Origin of the sequence: Methylopila sp. 73B (assembly GCF_000526315.1) — a bacterium.
Taxonomy (GTDB): Bacteria; Pseudomonadota; Alphaproteobacteria; order Rhizobiales; family Methylopilaceae; genus Methylopila.
Map to the genome: position 1 here is coordinate 3,868,302 of NZ_JAFV01000001.1, position 16,428 is coordinate 3,884,729.

Annotated in this window: 20 protein-coding genes; 1 reads left to right on the top strand and 19 read right to left on the bottom strand. The window is 67.9% G+C overall.

All coding sequences use genetic code 11. From position 1 onward, the window contains the following. The 3 genes from K244_RS0118535 to K244_RS22870 are packed head-to-tail and all read right to left on the bottom strand — an operon-like array spanning nucleotide 1 to nucleotide 4,637. Nucleotides 1-591: a hypothetical protein gene (locus K244_RS0118535; RefSeq protein WP_020187787.1), complete on the bottom strand. Its 591-nt coding sequence runs from the start codon at nucleotides 589-591 to the stop codon at nucleotides 1-3. Next, on the bottom strand, nucleotides 591-1,223 hold the full coding sequence (locus K244_RS0118540; RefSeq protein ID WP_020187788.1) for a hypothetical protein: 633 nt from the start codon (nucleotides 1,221-1,223) through the stop codon (nucleotides 591-593). Before K244_RS0118540 ends, K244_RS0118535 begins: the two co-directional genes overlap by 1 nt. Before the next feature lie 3 nt (nucleotides 1,224-1,226). Beyond that, nucleotides 1,227-4,637, bottom strand: coding sequence for a phage tail length tape measure family protein (locus tag K244_RS22870; protein WP_020187789.1), 3,411 nt, complete (start codon nucleotides 4,635-4,637; stop codon nucleotides 1,227-1,229). Nucleotides 4,638-4,865: 228 nt separating this feature from the next. On the opposite strand from K244_RS22870, the gene K244_RS0118550 reads away from it, so the two are divergent. Continuing rightward, nucleotides 4,866-5,219 carry a heavy metal-binding domain-containing protein gene (locus tag K244_RS0118550; protein WP_020187790.1) on the top strand — a complete coding sequence of 118 codons (354 nt, stop codon included), beginning with the start codon at nucleotides 4,866-4,868 and terminating at the stop codon, nucleotides 5,217-5,219. Nucleotides 5,220-5,223: 4 nt separating this feature from the next. On the opposite strand, the gene K244_RS0118555 is transcribed toward K244_RS0118550, so the two are convergent. From K244_RS0118555 to K244_RS0118630, 16 genes are all read right to left on the bottom strand, one after another. Then, nucleotides 5,224-5,505: a hypothetical protein gene (locus tag K244_RS0118555; RefSeq protein ID WP_020187791.1), complete on the bottom strand. Its 282-nt coding sequence runs from the start codon at nucleotides 5,503-5,505 to the stop codon at nucleotides 5,224-5,226. 56 nt (nucleotides 5,506-5,561) lie between these two features. Then, nucleotides 5,562-5,975 (bottom strand): hypothetical protein, encoded by a 414-nt coding sequence (locus K244_RS0118560; RefSeq protein WP_020187792.1) that lies wholly within the window; start codon nucleotides 5,973-5,975, stop codon nucleotides 5,562-5,564. Beyond that, a complete protein-coding gene (locus K244_RS0118565) occupies nucleotides 5,972-6,193 on the bottom strand; it encodes a hypothetical protein (protein ID WP_020187793.1) in 222 nt (73 codons plus the stop codon). Before K244_RS0118565 ends, K244_RS0118560 begins: the two co-directional genes overlap by 4 nt. After that, the gene (locus K244_RS0118570; RefSeq protein ID WP_020187794.1) at nucleotides 6,193-7,116 is read right to left on the bottom strand and encodes a phage tail tube protein; all 924 of its coding nucleotides are present in this window, start codon (nucleotides 7,114-7,116) and stop codon (nucleotides 6,193-6,195) included. The genes K244_RS0118565 and K244_RS0118570 overlap by 1 nt, the downstream gene beginning before the upstream one ends. A gap of 32 nt (nucleotides 7,117-7,148) precedes the next feature. Beyond that, the gene (locus K244_RS0118575; protein WP_020187795.1) at nucleotides 7,149-7,556 is read right to left on the bottom strand and encodes a hypothetical protein; all 408 of its coding nucleotides are present in this window, start codon (nucleotides 7,554-7,556) and stop codon (nucleotides 7,149-7,151) included. Beyond that, nucleotides 7,556-8,206, bottom strand: coding sequence for a hypothetical protein (locus K244_RS0118580; RefSeq protein ID WP_020187796.1), 651 nt, complete (start codon nucleotides 8,204-8,206; stop codon nucleotides 7,556-7,558). The genes K244_RS0118575 and K244_RS0118580 overlap by 1 nt, the downstream gene beginning before the upstream one ends. Then, nucleotides 8,206-8,589 carry a hypothetical protein gene (locus K244_RS0118585; RefSeq protein ID WP_020187797.1) on the bottom strand — a complete coding sequence of 128 codons (384 nt, stop codon included), beginning with the start codon at nucleotides 8,587-8,589 and terminating at the stop codon, nucleotides 8,206-8,208. Before K244_RS0118585 ends, K244_RS0118580 begins: the two co-directional genes overlap by 1 nt. Then, nucleotides 8,577-9,224: a hypothetical protein gene (locus tag K244_RS0118590; protein ID WP_020187798.1), complete on the bottom strand. Its 648-nt coding sequence runs from the start codon at nucleotides 9,222-9,224 to the stop codon at nucleotides 8,577-8,579. Before K244_RS0118590 ends, K244_RS0118585 begins: the two co-directional genes overlap by 13 nt. 3 nt (nucleotides 9,225-9,227) lie before the next feature. After that, nucleotides 9,228-9,506: a hypothetical protein gene (locus K244_RS0118595; protein ID WP_020187799.1), complete on the bottom strand. Its 279-nt coding sequence runs from the start codon at nucleotides 9,504-9,506 to the stop codon at nucleotides 9,228-9,230. Between the two features lie 54 nt (nucleotides 9,507-9,560). Then, nucleotides 9,561-10,826 (bottom strand): phage major capsid protein, encoded by a 1,266-nt coding sequence (locus K244_RS0118600; protein ID WP_020187800.1) that lies wholly within the window; start codon nucleotides 10,824-10,826, stop codon nucleotides 9,561-9,563. 9 nt (nucleotides 10,827-10,835) lie between these two features. After that, nucleotides 10,836-11,759: a head maturation protease, ClpP-related gene (locus K244_RS0118605; protein WP_020187801.1), complete on the bottom strand. Its 924-nt coding sequence runs from the start codon at nucleotides 11,757-11,759 to the stop codon at nucleotides 10,836-10,838. Further along, nucleotides 11,728-13,044, bottom strand: a complete 1,317-nt coding sequence (locus K244_RS0118610; protein ID WP_020187802.1) for a phage portal protein — start codon at nucleotides 13,042-13,044, stop codon at nucleotides 11,728-11,730. Before K244_RS0118610 ends, K244_RS0118605 begins: the two co-directional genes overlap by 32 nt. Before the next feature lie 6 nt (nucleotides 13,045-13,050). Beyond that, nucleotides 13,051-14,745 (bottom strand): terminase large subunit, encoded by a 1,695-nt coding sequence (locus K244_RS0118615; RefSeq protein WP_020187803.1) that lies wholly within the window; start codon nucleotides 14,743-14,745, stop codon nucleotides 13,051-13,053. Next, the gene (locus K244_RS0118620) at nucleotides 14,745-15,332 is read right to left on the bottom strand and encodes a hypothetical protein (protein WP_020187804.1); all 588 of its coding nucleotides are present in this window, start codon (nucleotides 15,330-15,332) and stop codon (nucleotides 14,745-14,747) included. The genes K244_RS0118615 and K244_RS0118620 overlap by 1 nt, the downstream gene beginning before the upstream one ends. A 227-nt stretch (nucleotides 15,333-15,559) precedes the next feature. Then, a complete protein-coding gene (locus K244_RS0118625) occupies nucleotides 15,560-16,045 on the bottom strand; it encodes a hypothetical protein (protein WP_020187805.1) in 486 nt (161 codons plus the stop codon). Further along, nucleotides 16,042-16,353, bottom strand: coding sequence for an HNH endonuclease signature motif containing protein (locus K244_RS0118630; protein WP_020187806.1), 312 nt, complete (start codon nucleotides 16,351-16,353; stop codon nucleotides 16,042-16,044). The genes K244_RS0118625 and K244_RS0118630 overlap by 4 nt, the downstream gene beginning before the upstream one ends. Nucleotides 16,354-16,428: the final 75 nt, after the last annotated feature.

Consider the following 16,428-nt stretch of genomic DNA (forward strand, 5'->3'; position numbering starts at 1 on the left):
CTACTTCGGGAACTTGACGTAGACGCTCTCGATCCCGGCGATGAACTCGGCGATCCGGTCGCCGGGATGGCGCGCCTTCTGATCGGGGTCGCTCATGTAGGCGGCGCGCGTCCGTTTCTTGCTGGCGAAGGGCGTCTCGGCGGTCAGCGTAACCGTGCGCTCGAAGCCGTTGGCGGTCGTTTTCTTCTCCGGGATCAGGCTGTGCATCAGCCCCCAGGTTTCGGCCCACGGCGCGCCGAGCAGCTGCCAGGGGCCGTTCATGTGCTCGTCGCCGGTGAAAAACTGCGAGAACACGAACACCGGGCGATTGACGTATTCGGCGGTCTCGGCCTTCGCCATGGCGGCGAACCGGGCGTAGACGCCGGACAGCGAGAACCGGAGCTCAGGCGCCGCGCCGTCGATTGATTGCGCGACGCCCTCGATCCGGCCGAGACCGCGCAGACCCAGCCACTTGCGGCCGTCCGAGGTCGTCAGCGGTCGCGCGCCGTTCCACACCCCCAGGGGGTCGGACGCGAAGTCGAACCACACCAAGCGCGCCCGGCGCACGGCTTCGCCGCGGAGCTGCGCCTCGATCGCGGGGCCAAAGTCCATCAGACGCCCAACCCGTAGAAGTCTTCCTCGAGCTCCAGCGCGCCCTCGCCCTGCCAGTTGCGGGTGAGGTCGAGCGGGCCCGCCGCAGGGTTCGTGGGCCGCGCGATGAAGGTGGGATTCTCGAACTCGACGGCCGCGTTGATGAGGGCGCCCTCACGCGCCGGCGGCAGAAACACGACATCGCTGCGCGCGCCGCTGACGACGTTCGGCGCGCGGATGATCTGGTGCAGCCGGTCGTTGATCGAGAAGAACATGCCGCGCTTCAGCGGCCCGACGTTGGTCGTGGTGAAGCTTGCCGTGGTCGCGCCCTCGTTCAGCGCCGTCCGCAAGGTCACGTTGATCGCGCCCGTCGCCGGTTTCGGAACCCATCGCTCCCCGAAGATCGGGCAGACGAAGGGATTGAGGCCGCCCTGGATCGCGGTGACGAAGCCCATCCACTCCAGCTGCTCGGCGAGCAGGCTGACGTCGACCGCGATCCTGAGCGTCCAGTAGCCGGCGTCAGGCGCGCCGATCTGCGAGCGTCCGTCAAAGGTGCGCGGACCCATCTGCAGCATCGGCTTTAGGAACGGCGGCTGCAGCGTCTTCGGCTTGCGGATCAGCGCTGGGAACGTCTCAAGCTCGGGATGCGCCACGGCTCAGGCCGCCCGCCAGGCGTTGTCGCGCTGGTAGGCCCAGGCGCGGTCGCGCGCGTCCAGTTCGCGCTTGAACTCGGCGAGCACGCGGTCGTCGGCGCTGCCCTGGATGGTGATGTTCGTGTCGCCGAAGCGATTGACGCGCGCGGCGGAGGCCGGGGGCGGCGTGATCGGCATCGGCATGTTCATCTCGACCGGAATGCGGCCCGAGGGGACCGGGACGTAGGCTTCCGGCACGCCGCCCTCGGCGAAGATCGCCGCCTGCGGCGAGGTGGCGACGCCGCCGGCGGAATAGGCCCGGATCGGGATCGGCCCGTTCGGGCCCATGATCCCGCCGCCGGCGAAGAAGCTGAAGCCGCCGCCGGCCCCGCCCGCAGCGCCGGCGCCGCCCCCGAAGAGCGACGACAGCCAGCCGCCGGACTGCATGCCGGCGCCGACGACCTTCCCCAGCAGCATGCCGACCATGCCCCCCATGGCGCCGTTTTTCTTGCCGCCGAGCGCCATCCCCAGCATGCCGCCGAGGCCCTGCGCGAGGTCGCCGAAGATGTTGCCGGCGTTCCCGGCGGTCTGCGCCACGTTGCCCAGCGCCGGGGCGGCCTGCGCGGCCGTCTGGTTCAGGTTTCGGATGCTGGCCGTGGTCTCCGCCATCGCCTGCGATTGCGCCGTGAGCGCCGCCGTGGTGGTGGACCCCGCCGCGCTCGCGCCGCCGGGCGAGGCGTAAGCGCTCCGGAGCCATCCCGGGGCGTTCGCCCCCTCTCCGCCCGCGCCCCAGACGCCCGGCGCGCCATAGCCGACGTGCATGCTGCCCGGCTGCATGTAGCCGGGGCCGGCGCCGAAGCCGGTGACGCCGTTCGCGCGCGCCTGGCGCACGATGTCCTGATAGACCGGCACGTCCGCCGGGTTGTTCCAGTCCAGCCGGCGGCCGTTCTGCGAGAAGAACACGTCCGCGGCGTTGCCGTGGTCGTGGCGCGTCGAGCCCACCCGGGCGCCGCCCTCCCCGATCCCCGGCTGTCCGCCGGAGAACACCTCCATCTTGATCCCCTTCTCGGCGAGGAAGGAGAAGTCCTTGACGAGCTTCGGGTCGAGCGGCTGATTCCGGGTCGCGCCCTGATTGAGATAGCTCAGCCAGTTGGTCCCGCCCGCGGTCGCGGCCTGCGCCGCATTATCGTTCGCGATCGGCGCGAGCGCGTTGCGAGCGATGTTCCCGGGGACGGCGACCGGCAGGGCGGCCGCCGGCGCGCCAGCGCCCCACACCACATAGAACGGCCGCGTGGACGAGCCGTCCGGCTTTCCGCCGAGCCCGACGTCCTTCAGGCCGGGGATGCTGTCGCCGAGCGACGACCAGATGTTGTCGTAGGCGTTGGTCCAGGCCTTTTTGGACGCATCGTCGAGGGCCTTGAGCCCCGCGTTTGCGAAGGACTTGCCGACGCCGTCGTCGGAGCGCAGCCCCTCGCCCAGCGTCTCCCAGGCCGAGGCGCCGGCCTCTTTCATTTCCTGAAGCGCGTCGGTCATCCGCGCCGTCTGGTCGATCCAGCGACCATATTCGCTCTCGGGCGTCACGCCGGCTTGGCGCTGCATGCCCGCGATCTGGCTGTCGAGCGGCGTGCGGAACAGGTCCGCGCGACGGTCCTGAAGGTCGCGCTGCAGGTTCGCCAGGCGCGCGGCCTCGCCGAGCTGCGACAGCGCGGTCGCCTCGCGGGAGATCTGCGCGATTGTGGCGGCAGAGACGGCGTTGTAGTCGCCCGTCAGGTCGTAGGCGCGCTGCCGCTCCTGGTTCGTGCGCTCCATGACGATGCGCAGGCGCTCGTTCTCCGTCACCGAGAGGCCGGCCGACTGCGCCTCGAGCGCGGCGGAGGCCACACGCTGACGGACTCCCTCCTCCAGCGTGGCCGCGTACTCCTGCCCCTCGCGCACCGCCTGCGCGTAGACGAGGTTCGACGCGCGCTGCGCCTCAGCGTCTGCGACGTGTGCGCGCGTGCTGTCCTGCAGGGCGTCAGCCCTCGCCCGGTCCGCGGCGAGCGCGGCGCGCTGCGCAACGGTGCGCGCCGTGATGGCGCGGAGGTCGAAGTCGTAGGACTGCGAGGCGCGAGCGGCGCTTTCACCCCGCCCGGCCTGCTCGTCGGCGTAAGCGCCCCGCTGCCGGGAAAGGAAGGCGTCCCACTCGGGAGTGCCGACCCGGCGCGCGCCGCCTTGATCGATCAACTGCGCGGCTCGCTCGGCGAGCTCGACCGTCCGCTGAAGCTTGATCCCCTCGCTGTTCAGCTTGGAGACGTCTTCGTAAAGTTTTGCGACCCGGGAGTCGTTCGGAGCGGCAACGTAGAGGCCAGCGACCGCGGCCTGGAGCGCATCGAAATCCGGCTTACCCCTCGCCGCTTCCTCTCGAAACTTCTCGACCTGCGCACGGATCGGTTCGAACTGATTATTGACGGCGAAGACTGTCCCCGTGGGGCCGGTATCAAGGTCGGTCCCAAGCCCCGCGAGCACGGTTTTGCTCTGCGACTGCATCTGGGCGCGCAGAACGGCCGCGTTCAAACGTGCATCGGCGAGGTTGACGTTGAGCCCACCCCCGTCGAAGCGTTCTCGCGCTGTTGCCGCCTTGCCATAGGCATCTTCAATGCGCCGCAGGATGTCAGCGTGGCGTTCGTAAGCGTCGCTGAGCTTGTCAGCTCCAGACGTCCCGCTGCTGGTGAAATACGCCGCGGCGCTCGCGACGGCCGCCAGCCCAGCGACGGTCAGCGTCAGCGGGTTGAGCAGGAACGATCCGATCGCTGCGCCGGTCGCCTTCAAAGCCGCGGCGACGCCGACGCCAGGGCCGAAAATCTGCGCCATCTGCATGCCCTGCTGCATGATGACGGTGAACGGGGACTGGCCCGACGCCAGCGAGACCATGATGTCGTTGAGCTGAAACGACATGTTCTGGACTTCGCCGGCCGCGAGCTTCACGCCGCCGGCGGCGGTCTTGCCGCTTGCGCCCATGTTGGCGAGGCGCTGCGACGCGTTGTCGTTCGCGAGCGCCTTCAACCCCTGCGTCGAGAAGTACTGCCAGCCCGCCGCGGCCTCGCGCGCCGCATGGCCGCTTTGGGTGGCCGCGACGGCGGCCTGCCCGTATCGCACCGCGGCCATGGTCAGCAGCTCGTTCACGCGCTCGGCCGTCACCAGCCCCTGCGCCTGAGCGCGCTGAAGGTCCTGCGTCACCTGCGCGAGCTTCTGGGAGGAGCGATAGCTGCCGTCGAGCGCCGCCGAATGGCGGTCGAGCGCGCGCCCGGCGCTGAGCGTCTGGCGCTCGAGCTGCGGCATCGCGGCGGACAGGCCCCCCGTCGCCGCGCCCATCTCGCGCAGCTTCGCGGTGTCCTGATCGACGCCCTGAAGCTTCGACTGTACCGTGACCGTCTTGACGACGTTCAGAGCGACCATGCGGGCCTCGGACGACTATTGGGAAAATGACGCGGCGGACTAAGCCGTCGTGCCACGGGGACGCAGATGGCCACTTGCCAAGAATGCGGAAAGAAAACCGGCCTATTTGATCTCAACCGCGGCAAGTGTTTCGATTGCCGCATGAGACTTGAGTACGAAAAAGCAGATGCACCCTCTGCATCTCCAGCCCAGATAAAGGCCGAACAGGAGCGGGAAGACGCCGTCGCCTTGCAGGCTGCCGCGGAAGCGATCGTCGTCACCACCGGCCCGGCACTTCCCGGCGCGGCGGACTACGAGATTCTCGACGTCATCTCCGCGGAGGCCGCGATGGCGATGAACATCTTCAAGGACATCGCGACCGCCTGGCGCGACACGTTCGGCGGACGCGCCAAAAGCCTGCAGGGCGCCCTTCGAGAGGCCCGCGTGCTCTGTCTGTCCGAGCTCCGCGTCGAGGCGCTGAAGCTCGGCGCCGACGCCGTGATCGCCGTCGATCTCGACTACAGCGAGTTCAACTCGGCGAACGCCAGCGGCAGCATGCTGTTCGTGGTCGCCACCGGGACCGCGGTCCGCTTCGTTCGATAGGTCGTCACCGCCGCGCGGCCTTCATGCGGCGGTCAACGTCCTCGATCCACACCCCGTCCATCGCCTTCACCAGGCGCACGATCCGGTCGAAGGTTTCGCCCTCGACGCCGTGATCGCGCGCCCATTGGCTGAGCGCCGTGTAGGGGATCTGCGTCACGCCGCCCATGTAGACCTGCCGGTCGTGGGCGAGCGCCATGAAGGCGTTCCACGCCAGCAGCAGGCTCGACGGCAGCTTCGGCTTGTTCAGGAGCGGGGCCGGGAGGGGCCGGCCCGTTTCCTTGTGCACCTCCCGAAGCCAGTCCTCATCCGCGCTGTACTGCAGGTGCCAGCGAAGCGCGGCCGTCAGTTTCCCGCGGCGGCCTTGAGGTCGAGCTCGCCCTGATCGGCCACCACCATCGCCGCATAGTTCACGGCGTTGCGGAACGCCGGCTCGTCGGGATCGAGCAGCAGCTCCTCCGCGACCTCGCGGCTGTAGGGAACGGGATTCTTGTCGTCGTCCGTCAGGTTCGCCCAGTCGACGAGCACCGTGTCCGCCAGCAGGATCGCGTCGTGCCGGCGGGCCGCCTCCTTCGTCAGCACGCCGTCCGGCTTGTTCGCCGGCTCCTCCGCCGCGACGAGCTCTTCCTGCCGGTGGAGATAGTCGGTGTTGAACCGGGCGCGGACCTTGAGCTGCAGGTCCTCCATGCCGGGGAGCGTCCGCACCCAAGCGCCCTTCTCGATCTTCTGGCCGAGCGCCTTAACCGAGCTGATCTTCAAGACTTGCCTCCGTCCTGCTTGTTCGACGCCTCAGCCGGCGTCTTGGCCACCGGCGGCGACGCCTTTTCGTCCGGAATCTCGTGGGCCAGCCGCTTCTCCGGGCTGGTGATCAGCTCCGCGTAGTCGTCGCGGAGATCGAGTTCTTCGCCCTCGACGAACGAGCGCTTTGTCCCGCCGGGATAGCCGGTATGACTGACGTCGATGCGGACCCGCTTCATCACGCCACCGCCCGGGTGATCTGGATCGAGCAGGCGGACGCCACGTCCAGCTTGGCGCGGAACGGGACGTTGAGCATGACGTCGTCGGTCTTGCCGCCCGCCGGCACCGTTCCGTCGAGGAACACGGTGTTCGGCATCCGGAACGTGTACTTCTTGTTCGCCGTCGCGCCGATGGTGAACACCAGTTCACCGCCGCCATGGTCCAAGACCATCTGGTAGAGCCCAGCCGCAAAGTAGGCCGAGAACGACCCGGTGACGTTGCATTCACCGGCGCCGAACTCGTCGGAGTAGAGAGAACCGACAAGCGGGCGGACCCGAAGTGTGTTGGTGACGCTGAAGCTGAGACTTTTGATCGGCGGGCCCGCCACTCCGGCAATCGAAAGCGACGCGACGCTGGCGGCGGTCATCATCGGCTCGGTGCTGGCCGCGGCGTAGGTCGCGCCGGTGACGATCGCAGACACCAGCGCCTCCTTCTGCCCCATCAGGCCGAAAGTGCAGAGCGCCTTCTCGCGGGCGTTCACCGAGAACTCGCCGCGGTTGACCATGACGCCGGTGAACCGGGAAAAGCTGTCCGTCGCGCCGAGCTCGCGGGTCTCCTCCACGGTGAAGGACTTCCGCGCGATGCCGTTCTTGAGGACGTTCGTGGTCCAGGCGCCCATCAGCAGCGCCTCGAGGAAGTCGTCGAACGACCCGTAAGACAGCTCGACGGGGTAGTCGCCGGAGGCGTCCTGGCCGAGCTGCGCCTCGTCGACGACGTTGCGGTCGGCGCGGATCTCGTCGGAGACGGCCGTAGTCTTCCGCGTCGAGAGACCCGACGCGCGGGTGGTGCGGAAGGTCTTGAAGCTCGGCGTCGCCGGCGTCACGCCATAGGTCGCCTCGGCGACATACGCCACGCGCGTGCCGCTGTGGTCCGGAAGGGCCATGGGTCAGTCTCCAGGATGTCAGGGGGCGGCGGTCAGCCGAAGTGGTCGAAGTCGTAGGGCACGACGACGCTGGTCACGTAGAACAGGCCGTTGTCGTTCTCGTCGTCGAGCGGACCCTCCGACGAGCCCCAGCACTGCACGCCGCCGATCGTCTTCCCGAGGAAGAGCGCGGCGATCTCGCTCGACTGCCGGGCCGCGAGCTGAGCCTTCGCCTTCGGCTGGTGGACGCGGATGCGGAACGTCCCCTCGTCGCGCCAGACGTTGTTGCCGGGCGCGCCGAGCGTCTTCATTTCCGTGTTCGTGACGGGGTAATCGACGACAAGGAACGGCGCAGGCGCCTGCGGGCGGGGCGTGTCCGTCAGCACGCCGATGACCGGCGTCGCCGTCCAGACGGAGGCGAGGTAGGTCTCAATCGCGGTGATTGCGTCGATATGGGCCATCAGCGGGGGGTCACCACGATCGCGGGCTGACGCGTCAGCCAGTCCGTCCGGCGCGCGCCCGGCCGGTTTCGGCTTGGCGCATGCGACTTGAGCTTGCTCGTCGCCGCCCACTTGCCGACCGCGCCGCCGGGCAGCGAGCGATAGCCGAAGCGAACCATGGCGACGTTGTTGAACCGCCGCGAGGCGAGTTTCGCGACCGACTGGAACACGCCGTCCGGCGCCTGTTTTGACAGTCCGCGCTCAATCTTCCGGGCGTAGGGCTGCGCGTTGATGAAGGCGAACTCCTTCGCCGGACGAACCCCGTCGCTCGGCAGATACTCGACGTTGTCGGCGAAGAGCATGAAGCTGTCGGCGAAGCGGCCCGTCAGACGCGGCGCGTGCTCCAGAAGCTGCTGCGAGATCCAGATCAGCGCCTCGTTGACGATCTCGACCTCAAACACGAAGACGATAGCGCCGCCGGGCCGGACGCTATCGATCGGGGCGCCACGCTGGCCGTTGACCACCGTCTCATGAGGCGGCACACGGCCGAGCGCGCGGGCGTTGATCTCCTGCGCAGCCGCCAGTTCTTCACGCGCCACCTGCGCCACCGCCCGACTGATCGCCGCAGGCGAAACCTCGTCGTCGAGCAGGAACGCGATGTCGTCGGCCATCAGCCGATCGCTTCGATCACATAGGCGATCAGCACGCCGCCGACGCGCCGCGTGTCGCTGTCGACCCGATCGACGTTCAACGGAGCCCCGCGGACGACGATGTGATCGTTCTTCACGATGGCGTCGGCGCCGGGCGCGGGCTCTGGCCAAAGACCTTCGTCGATCGCCGCCTCGACGTCCTCCGCGAGGAGGATAATGGTCCGGCGGCGCTGATCCATGCCGGAGGCCAGTTCGTCGGTCGTGCCGCCCTTAACCCGTGCGCGGAGATCCGCAGCTTCAGGTTCGGAATCGAGCGCCGGCCGCCGCAGCGCCACCAGCTCGCCCGTCTCGCCGAGCGATCGGCGGTAATCGGCGCGCGCCTGGTCAGGCCTCAGACCGCCCATTGCTGATACCCCGACAGGAGCCCGTCGACGGCGTTCTTGATCAGCTTTTCGGCGGCGTCGGACACCGTGTAGGTCCGGGTATCGACGTCGTCCACCACCACCGACCGCAGCGAGAGATCGTCGGTCGAGAGCGAGCGAAGTTGAACCACCGACAGGACGATCGCCTGCTTGACCGGGGCCAAGCGGATGTCGTCACGCGGGAAGCCAGCGATGTAGCGGATGCGGACGCTGTCGGTTCCGAGCCTCACGCCCGGCCAGTTCTTGCCCGCCATCAACGCCAGCGAGGCGTTCTCGGTGTCCTTGCCGGAGATCCGATAGACCGCCGGCGAGATCTCCCCCTCGGCTCCGTCGACGCCATCGTACGTCACGCTGACGATCGATCGAACGGGGCCGAAAGGGAGGTCAATCGGCGCATAGCCGAAGCCGCGGCAGTGGCCGAAGCCCTCGGTGCGCAGCTCGAGCGTCTGCAGGCCGAGAGACGAGCGCAGCCAGGACGGCGGCTCGAGCACCGCCTGAGCGGCCGCCAGCAGCTCCCGCACGCGAACGTAGCCGTCTTGCGCCAGCACCGGGGCCATCATCTGCGCCTCTTCAGGCGTCAGAAGAGGCTTCGGCGGCTCGACGACCACGATCGACATGGATCAGGCGCTCTTGTCGGCTTCGGTCTTGTAGCCGAGCTGCTCGGCGACGACCTGGGCGCCGGACTTGGTCGGGTCGTTGAAGTCGACCTTGTTCTGATCGACCGACGTGCCGGCCCGCGGATCCGCGTCCACACCGGGGTGCGAGGGGTCGACATCCGGAACGACCTGGTCGGGCGCGCCAGACGGCGCGAAATCGGTCGCCGCGGGGATGTTCGCCGGCTTGGAGCCGGCGTCGTCGGTTGCGGGCTTTGCGCCCACGTCAGAGGTCTTAACGGCCATGGTGGCCTCCTATGGTCGAGGAGAAGCGGCGGGCGCGGACGCCCGCCGTCGTCATCACGCGGCGATCTTGAGAGCCCGCATGGCCTCGGGGTTGTCGACGCCGCCGCCGACGCGCTTCGTCGTGTAGAAGTGGACGAAGGGCTTGTTGGTGAACGGGTCGCGCAGAACGCGGATGCCGAGGCGGTCCACGATCAGGTAGCCGCGGCCCATGTCGCCGTAGAGCGCGGAGATCGCGTTCGCGGCGACCGCCGGCATGTCAGGCACTTCCACCAGCGGCTCGCCGAGGATGGTCGCCGGCGCGCCGCCCTGGAACGAAGGCTGCCAGATGTAGTTGCCTTGGCCATCCTTCAGCTTGCGGACCGAGCCCTGCGACAGCCGGTTCATGAAGAACTTGGCGTTCGCGCGGTAGGAGGCCGGCAGGCTGTAGATCAGGTCGATCAGGCCATCGGTGGTGATCGCCGCGGCTGCGCCGCTGTTCACGACCTCGATCGCCCCCCAGGGGTGCTTGGCGGCGTTCGCAGCGCCGGTCACATAGGTCAGCATGCCGAACGGCTTGTTGACCCCGTTTCCGGAGATGAACGCGATGCCTTCCTGGCGGGCGAACTCGGTGTCGACCTCGTCGCCAAGCCACTGCTCGATGTCGATCGCGGCGTCGTCCAGCGCGCCCTGCGAGATCGCAGGGTTCGCGTAGATTTCGCCCGGCACGAAGTCGAGCTGGCCGAACTGCGGCGTGGACGTCGCAGCGCGCGTCGCGACCTCACCGACCCAGCCGGAGCCGACCGCGCGATCGGTGTAGTTCCGCTTGAAGCCGGCGGTGGTGATCGTCACGACACGCGCGTGGGCGCGGATCGGAGAGACCTCCTTCAGCTTGCCGGTGATGCTGCGGTCCCACTCGATCGGCGCGAGATAGCCGCCGTCCGCGTCGGTGCCCTTGGTGATCGCAGCCTGGACGTCGCCCTTTCGCATGTGCGCCTTAAAGGCCTTCACATACTCGGGGTCGCTCGCCGGGAGATCGCCGACCGTGCCGGCGCCGCCGATCGCGGCGGTGGCGAGCTTGGCGTTCATCTCGTCGATGGCAGCCTGGAAGTTGCCGACCGCAGCGTCGATGCGCTCGACCTTTTCAGCCACGACGACGTCGGCCTTGCCGCTCAGCTTCTCGTCGTGCGCGGCCTTGAACTCCGCGAACGCGCGCTGGAGGTTCGCGATCATGGCCTTGGGGTCGTCCGTCGCTTCAGCGCGCGGACGAGCGATGAAACCGCGCGGCGGATTGGCGAGCGCGGTCGAGGCCGCGAGGAACGCGGCCGACGGGGTGTGCTTCATGATGTCCTCCTAGGACCGAAGCGTTTCAATGAGCCCGGACAGGCCGGACCAGTCGGCGGCGCCAGCGTTCGGCATGGCGGAGTCTGAGGCAGCGTTCGGCATGCCTCGAAGCTCGCGGACCATCGCCCGCGCGTCGGCGCGGGTGTGGCCCTGGGCGATAAGGGCGTGGACGGCGGCGCGCGCGGGCTTGGCGTCCCGCTCGCGGGCCTGCGCGCCCTCGTCGAAGGTCAGTCGGTCCGCCGGCAGCAACGCGTCGGCGAAGCCCTGCGAGATGGCGGTGGAGCCCGACATGTACGTCTCGTCGTCCAGCCACTTCGCGATGTCCGCGGGCTTCTGGCCTGTCCGCTTGGCGTAGACGTCGACGAGCGCCTGGTCGAAGGGCTCGAGCCAATCCGCCATGTCGCGGAGGTCGTTGCGGTTGCCCATCGTGAGGATCCAGCAATTGTGGATCATCAAGAAGGACGCTGCGCCGATCTCGACGGTGTTGCCGGCCATGGCGATGATGGACGCGGCGGAGGCGGCGATGCCCATGATCTTCACGTTCACGGACTGCGGGTGCTCGCGCAGCACGTTGTAGATCGCCATCCCCTCGAACACGTCGCCGCCGGGAGAGTTGATCTGCACCTCAACCGGCCGATCGCCGATGGCGCGAAGCTGGGACGCGACCTTCTTCGCAGTGACGCCCGTCCCGGTCCAAAAGTCCTCACCGATGATGTCGAACATGGTGATGACGTTGTCGCCGACCGCGAGCGCGCTGGGGCGCACACCGGCCACATCCTCTGACCACCGATCGAGGGCGTCCGGCTTCGCGAGGGAATGGACCTCGCGCTTTGCCGGGACGGGGAGCGCCCCGGGCATGTCGCGCGCGTAGACCGGGAACGCCGGCCGGCGCGCGATCAGCTTACGCAGCCGATCGCTGTTCATCTGGGTCATCTTTGCTCTCGTCATCCTCAAGCGGCGGACCGCCGTTGTGGCCGATGCTGGCGCTGGCGGACCCCTGAGAGATCCGATCGCTTTCGGGGTCGGGATCGGCAGGAAGGTCCAGCGAGCGGCGAACCCCGTTGGGGGTCTCCCAGCCCTTGCCGCCGCCGGCACCGAGCGCGCGGGACAGGAACTCGGCCTGCTCCTTGAGCGTGCCGCGCAGCAACCCCGCGGGGTTGAACTTGATCTCGTACTTTTCGGCGTCCTGCTCGGTCAGAAGCGACCGCTCGCCAGCCTGCTGCCAGGCCTCGAACCAAGGGCTGAGCGTGTACTGGACGAAGAAATTGCCAAGCGCCGAGATGCCGGAGCCCCAAGAGGTCTCGTCGACCATCAGGAGCGGCCGCGGCACGCCGGTCGCGCGCCCGATTTCCTCAATCTGCATCTTCCGGATCTCGAGAAGCTGCGCGTCGCGCGCGGTCTTGCCCAGCTCCTGGAACTCCAGGCCTTCCTCGAGCAGCAGGTACTCGCCGGCGTTCATCGCGCCGCGCTTCTCGTTCAGGCTCTTCATGAGCCGTTCGCGAGCCGGGTCGCTCATCCGCTTGCCGACCGGCATCTTCAGAGCGCTGTCGACGAACGATCCGTTCTTGAAGTAGCGGGCCGCGGCCAGCTCGGCGGCGAGCGCCAGGCCGATCGCCTCGGCCGCCTGCTCGACGACGGAGATGCCGTTCACGCCGTCCAGCGACATGCCGCGCAGGTGGAACACGTCGCGCGCCGCGAGGCGCCGGACGCCGCCTTCGGGCGGGCTGTAGTCGTAGGACGTCGTCCAGTCGAGGTTGAGCTTCGTCGTCACCCGGTCGGTGTCGAGCGGCCGCAGCTCGATCACGCGCTCCCGGCCGGTTCGGAGGTCCTTGGACCGGATGATCTGCGCATAGGCGTTGCGCTTCACCAGCGCCCGGAGCTGCATCATCGCGCGGAAGTCGAAGCCGCTCTGAGACGCGTTCGGGCGCCGGTGCAGAACCTTGTAGAGGTCGTGGCCGACCGCCTTTTCCTTCGTCTCCTTGTCGATCAGGTGCACCGGCAGCATCCCGATCGAGTTCGAGATGATGCTGACGGCCCGCAGCATGGTCGTGTTCTTCAGCGCCTTCTCGACGCTGACGTTGAAGCCCGTCGCGGTCATCGAGCCGAAGCGAAGAAGCTCCACGACGCGGGGGTCGGAAAGGGCGTAGGTCGGGCCCTCCGCCCGTGGGGACGGCTGGCCCAGGCCGCCAATCCAGCGGGCAAGGTCACGGATGGCCATTCGACATCACACCACCAGTACGCCGCGGTCCTCGTAGATTGAGCGAGGGTTTACGGGCTCGGGGTTCGTCTGCATGACGAAGGCCGCGTCGAAGGCCGCGATGGCGGGGTCCACCTTCGCGTCGCCGACGTTCTGCTTCGTCGCTCGGATTGCGGTCGCCATCGGCTCGACCTTCAGGTTGCCGACGCACCAGTTCATGAGCGCCGTGCCCGCGTGGAAGAACGTGCCGTTCACCAGCTTGCGTTCGATCGTCTTCATGGCGTCCATCAGCCGGATGCCTTGGGGGACGCCGACCAGCAGGCCGTTGTCCTGCGTGACGTCGATCGCCTCCATCTCGTCCTGGAACTCGCCAAGGCCGGCAGGGTCGACGCCGACGCCGCCCAACAGGCCGGCGTCCAGCACCTGCTGGACCACCGCGACGATCTCGGAGATGTCGTCGAGCTTGTCGTCGACGATCCGCAGCTCGCCCGCCCGCTCGAAGTCCTTCAGGCGCGACGCGATCGACTTTCGACGCTTCAGCACGCTCGTGTGGCACCAGGCCTTGGACCATGAGAGCCAGCGTTTGGTCTCGCGCTCGCGGCCCAGGACGCAGACGCCGAACAGATCGTCGAGGCCGCCGCCGTCGATTCCGACCGTCACCACCTCGCAGCGCTTTAGTAGCTCCGCGAGGTCCTTCAGCGTCTCGTCGACCCGACCTTCCCAGAACTCGGCGCCGGGCCAGCGGTTGTTCGCCAGCCGCAAGCCGATCTCGACGTTCAGGTGCTTCGCGAGGAAGACCTGCAGTTCGCCGCCGGTGGCGTTCCGGACCTTCTCAAGCTCGGCCAGCAGCCATTCGGCGTCGACGGAGCGTCCCATGTTGGGGTTGGTGACGTAGAAGTTCGCCGGGTCGAGGAACGCTTGGGTTTCGACCATTTCCTCCGGGAACTCGTAGAGCACCGGCAGACTGCGAGGATCGACCTTCTTGCCGTCCCGAACCTCGCGGAAATAGTCCGTCTTCGCCTTGAAGACGCCCGCCGGCTGCTCGTCGGACTGGGTCGAGAGGTAGATCACGAAGCCTTCGGGACGGCTCACCATGCCGCCGGTGGCTTCGCGCAACATCGCATCGGCCTTCGGACGCTTTCCGAAGATCCAAAGCTCGTCGATCAGGACAAACGCCGCCTTCTTGCCCGACACGGTGTCGGTGTCCGCGGCGACGACCTTCAGCACCGCGCCGGTCGTCTTGTGGGTGATCGTCCGGATGTGCTCCTGGACGTGCAGGAAGCCGCCCTGGTTGTAATCGAACTCCGGATCCTCGCGGATCATGTCGCGCGCCGGCTGGAAGGCGTTGTTCGCGACCTCGATCGTCGGCGCCAGGATCAGCAGCTCGGCGGAATGCCGCCAGTTCCGGATCAGCGCCGTCACCATGATGCCGGCGGCGATGGTGCTCTTGCTGTTCTTCTTCGAGATCAGCAGGAAGAATTCGCGGATCAGCCTCCGCCCGGTGTCAGCGTCATAGGCGCCGAAGATCGCGGCGACGAACTCGAAAACCCAAGGCTCGCAGGCCTCGCCGAACGTCGGCTTACCCGGCGCGTCCACGATCCGGAGTGACTTGAACACGTCGAGCGCGGCGCCGGCCTCGTCGGGGAACAGCGGCGGCGGAATGAGCGACTGGCCGGCGACGATCTTCTCGCGCCAGCCAGGGCAAGCGGTGCTCCACTCCATCAGCGGGTGTTGTCGACCACGACCTTAGGCGGCGCAGGCGGAGCATATCGCCCGCCAGAACCTGCCGCGCGTTCGGCCGCCGCCTGGCGCTCAGCCTTCTTGCCGGCCGGTGCCGCCGCGCCGCTCTCGGACAACGTCTTCGCCGCGGTGGCCAGCGCCTTCAGAACCTCCGACCGCTGCTTGAGCGAGACGGCCTGCATCAGCGTCTCTCGCTGGCGGCCGCCGTCGCCCTCGTCGGTCGCCATGTCGATCATGGTCTCCAACTCGCCAAGCCGCATCGTCGTCGCATCGAGTTCATCGAGCATGCGGAGCGTGAGGTTGCGTCCGCGGCCAATGATGGCGTCGGCGCTCGTCGTCTCCGGCGTCGCGCGGGTGAACTCCACCGGCGTTCGCGGCGCAGGGTTCGCAGGTTCGCGGTGCGAACTGGCCTGCGGTTCAGGCTGAAGCCAGGCCTCCTTTTTCGCGCGCTTCCGGATCGCGGTGTCCGAGATGCTGTACCAGCGCGACAACTCCCTGATGCTCATGGAGCCGGAGCCGTAGTCGCGCTTGATCGCCTCCCAGTCGATCGGGGCTTTTTCGTCGATCATCGGAGCCTCTTGCGAGCGGTTCGCATCAGCCGAAACGCCGGGAGGGGAAAAATTCTGCGAATGGCTCCCCGTGCGGTTGACGCCCCTACCGCCCCCAGACTTTCGAGGGGGGTGGGGGTCGACCCGGTTTTTCGAGGTCCAGACAGGGTTAGGCCCTGTAACTTTCCCATGTTTCCGCCGTGCCGAGGGTTAGGCCGGGCGGCTTGGATACTGGTCCCTGCCTGCCCTCAGGCCTTGGCGAGCGCGGCGAGGGCGCCTCGGCAGCGCTGCATCACCTGCCGCCCGACCTTCATCGCCTCGTCAAACGTGGCCTCGCGGCCTGCCTCACCTCCAACGTTGGGCGTGAGGATGCCGTCCCGCGCTGGGGCCATGGACTTGAGGCCTAGCCCTTTGCCGTTCCCCAGCACGGTGACCTTCGCGTCCTGGTCCAGCACCATGACGGCGACGCCGCGCTCTTTCAGGTTCAGCGGTGGACCGTCCAAAGCGGCGCGCATGGCGGCCACGGCGTTCGCCGGCATAGGACGCGGCATGGTCAGCGCGATGATGTCGCCGGGCTGAAGCTGCATGCGCTGCACCTGAGAAAGCGCGTACTCGTCGACAGTGCGCAGGCGGGCGATCAGCTCGCCCATGATGGACGCCGCGCTGTGGTCGTTCTCGTCGGTAAGGCGCTGCACCTCGCGCTCGGCGAGGCCGATCAGTTCGCTGCGGGTCATGCCTTCGCCCTCTTCGCGCGCTCGCGCATCGTCTTCACGGTGTGGTGCTTGCCGCAGAGCGCTTGCCCGTTCTCAGGATCCAGCGCGGCGCCCCCGTCCTTCAGCTCGACGATGTGGTCGGCGAACAGGCGCGCCGTGTAGGCGGTCGCCGTGCAGCCGGGGTGCTGACAGCAGAACATCGCGCGGCGGAGCACCTCGGCGCGCCAAGCCCGATGCTCGGGCGTCTGGTAGTGCTCGGCGGCGGTCTTCGGGGCCGGCTTGAGCCTGCGGCCCTCGGCCGTCTTCAGCCGGTAGCCCGCTAGCTTCATATTTTTCGAGCCCTTTTGCCCGTCCTCAAAAAATAGTCCTTTACAACCGTCCGCAATGAGGACTAGTATAAGGAC

Excerpts from the sequence above, each read along its gene's own strand:
- K244_RS0118535 (WP_020187787.1), bottom strand. The coding sequence starts at position 591 with ATGGACTTTGGCCCCGCGATCGAGGCGCAGCTCCGCGGCGAAGCCGTG.
- K244_RS22870 (WP_020187789.1), bottom strand. The coding sequence starts at position 4,637 with ATGGTCGCTCTGAACGTCGTCAAGACGGTCACGGTACAGTCGAAGCTT.
- K244_RS0118565 (WP_020187793.1), bottom strand. The coding sequence starts at position 6,193 with ATGAAGCGGGTCCGCATCGACGTCAGTCATACCGGCTATCCCGGCGGG.
- K244_RS0118570 (WP_020187794.1), bottom strand. The coding sequence starts at position 7,116 with ATGGCCCTTCCGGACCACAGCGGCACGCGCGTGGCGTATGTCGCCGAG.
- K244_RS0118575 (WP_020187795.1), bottom strand. The coding sequence starts at position 7,556 with ATGGCCCATATCGACGCAATCACCGCGATTGAGACCTACCTCGCCTCC.
- K244_RS0118580 (WP_020187796.1), bottom strand. The coding sequence starts at position 8,206 with ATGGCCGACGACATCGCGTTCCTGCTCGACGACGAGGTTTCGCCTGCG.
- K244_RS0118585 (WP_020187797.1), bottom strand. The coding sequence starts at position 8,589 with ATGGGCGGTCTGAGGCCTGACCAGGCGCGCGCCGATTACCGCCGATCG.
- K244_RS0118590 (WP_020187798.1), bottom strand. The coding sequence starts at position 9,224 with ATGTCGATCGTGGTCGTCGAGCCGCCGAAGCCTCTTCTGACGCCTGAA.
- K244_RS0118595 (WP_020187799.1), bottom strand. The coding sequence starts at position 9,506 with ATGGCCGTTAAGACCTCTGACGTGGGCGCAAAGCCCGCAACCGACGAC.
- K244_RS0118600 (WP_020187800.1), bottom strand. The coding sequence starts at position 10,826 with ATGAAGCACACCCCGTCGGCCGCGTTCCTCGCGGCCTCGACCGCGCTC.
- K244_RS0118605 (WP_020187801.1), bottom strand. The coding sequence starts at position 11,759 with ATGACCCAGATGAACAGCGATCGGCTGCGTAAGCTGATCGCGCGCCGG.
- K244_RS0118610 (WP_020187802.1), bottom strand. The coding sequence starts at position 13,044 with ATGGCCATCCGTGACCTTGCCCGCTGGATTGGCGGCCTGGGCCAGCCG.
- K244_RS0118615 (WP_020187803.1), bottom strand. The coding sequence starts at position 14,745 with ATGGAGTGGAGCACCGCTTGCCCTGGCTGGCGCGAGAAGATCGTCGCC.
- K244_RS0118620 (WP_020187804.1), bottom strand. The coding sequence starts at position 15,332 with ATGATCGACGAAAAAGCCCCGATCGACTGGGAGGCGATCAAGCGCGAC.
- K244_RS0118625 (WP_020187805.1), bottom strand. The coding sequence starts at position 16,045 with ATGACCCGCAGCGAACTGATCGGCCTCGCCGAGCGCGAGGTGCAGCGC.
- K244_RS0118630 (WP_020187806.1), bottom strand. The coding sequence starts at position 16,353 with ATGAAGCTAGCGGGCTACCGGCTGAAGACGGCCGAGGGCCGCAGGCTC.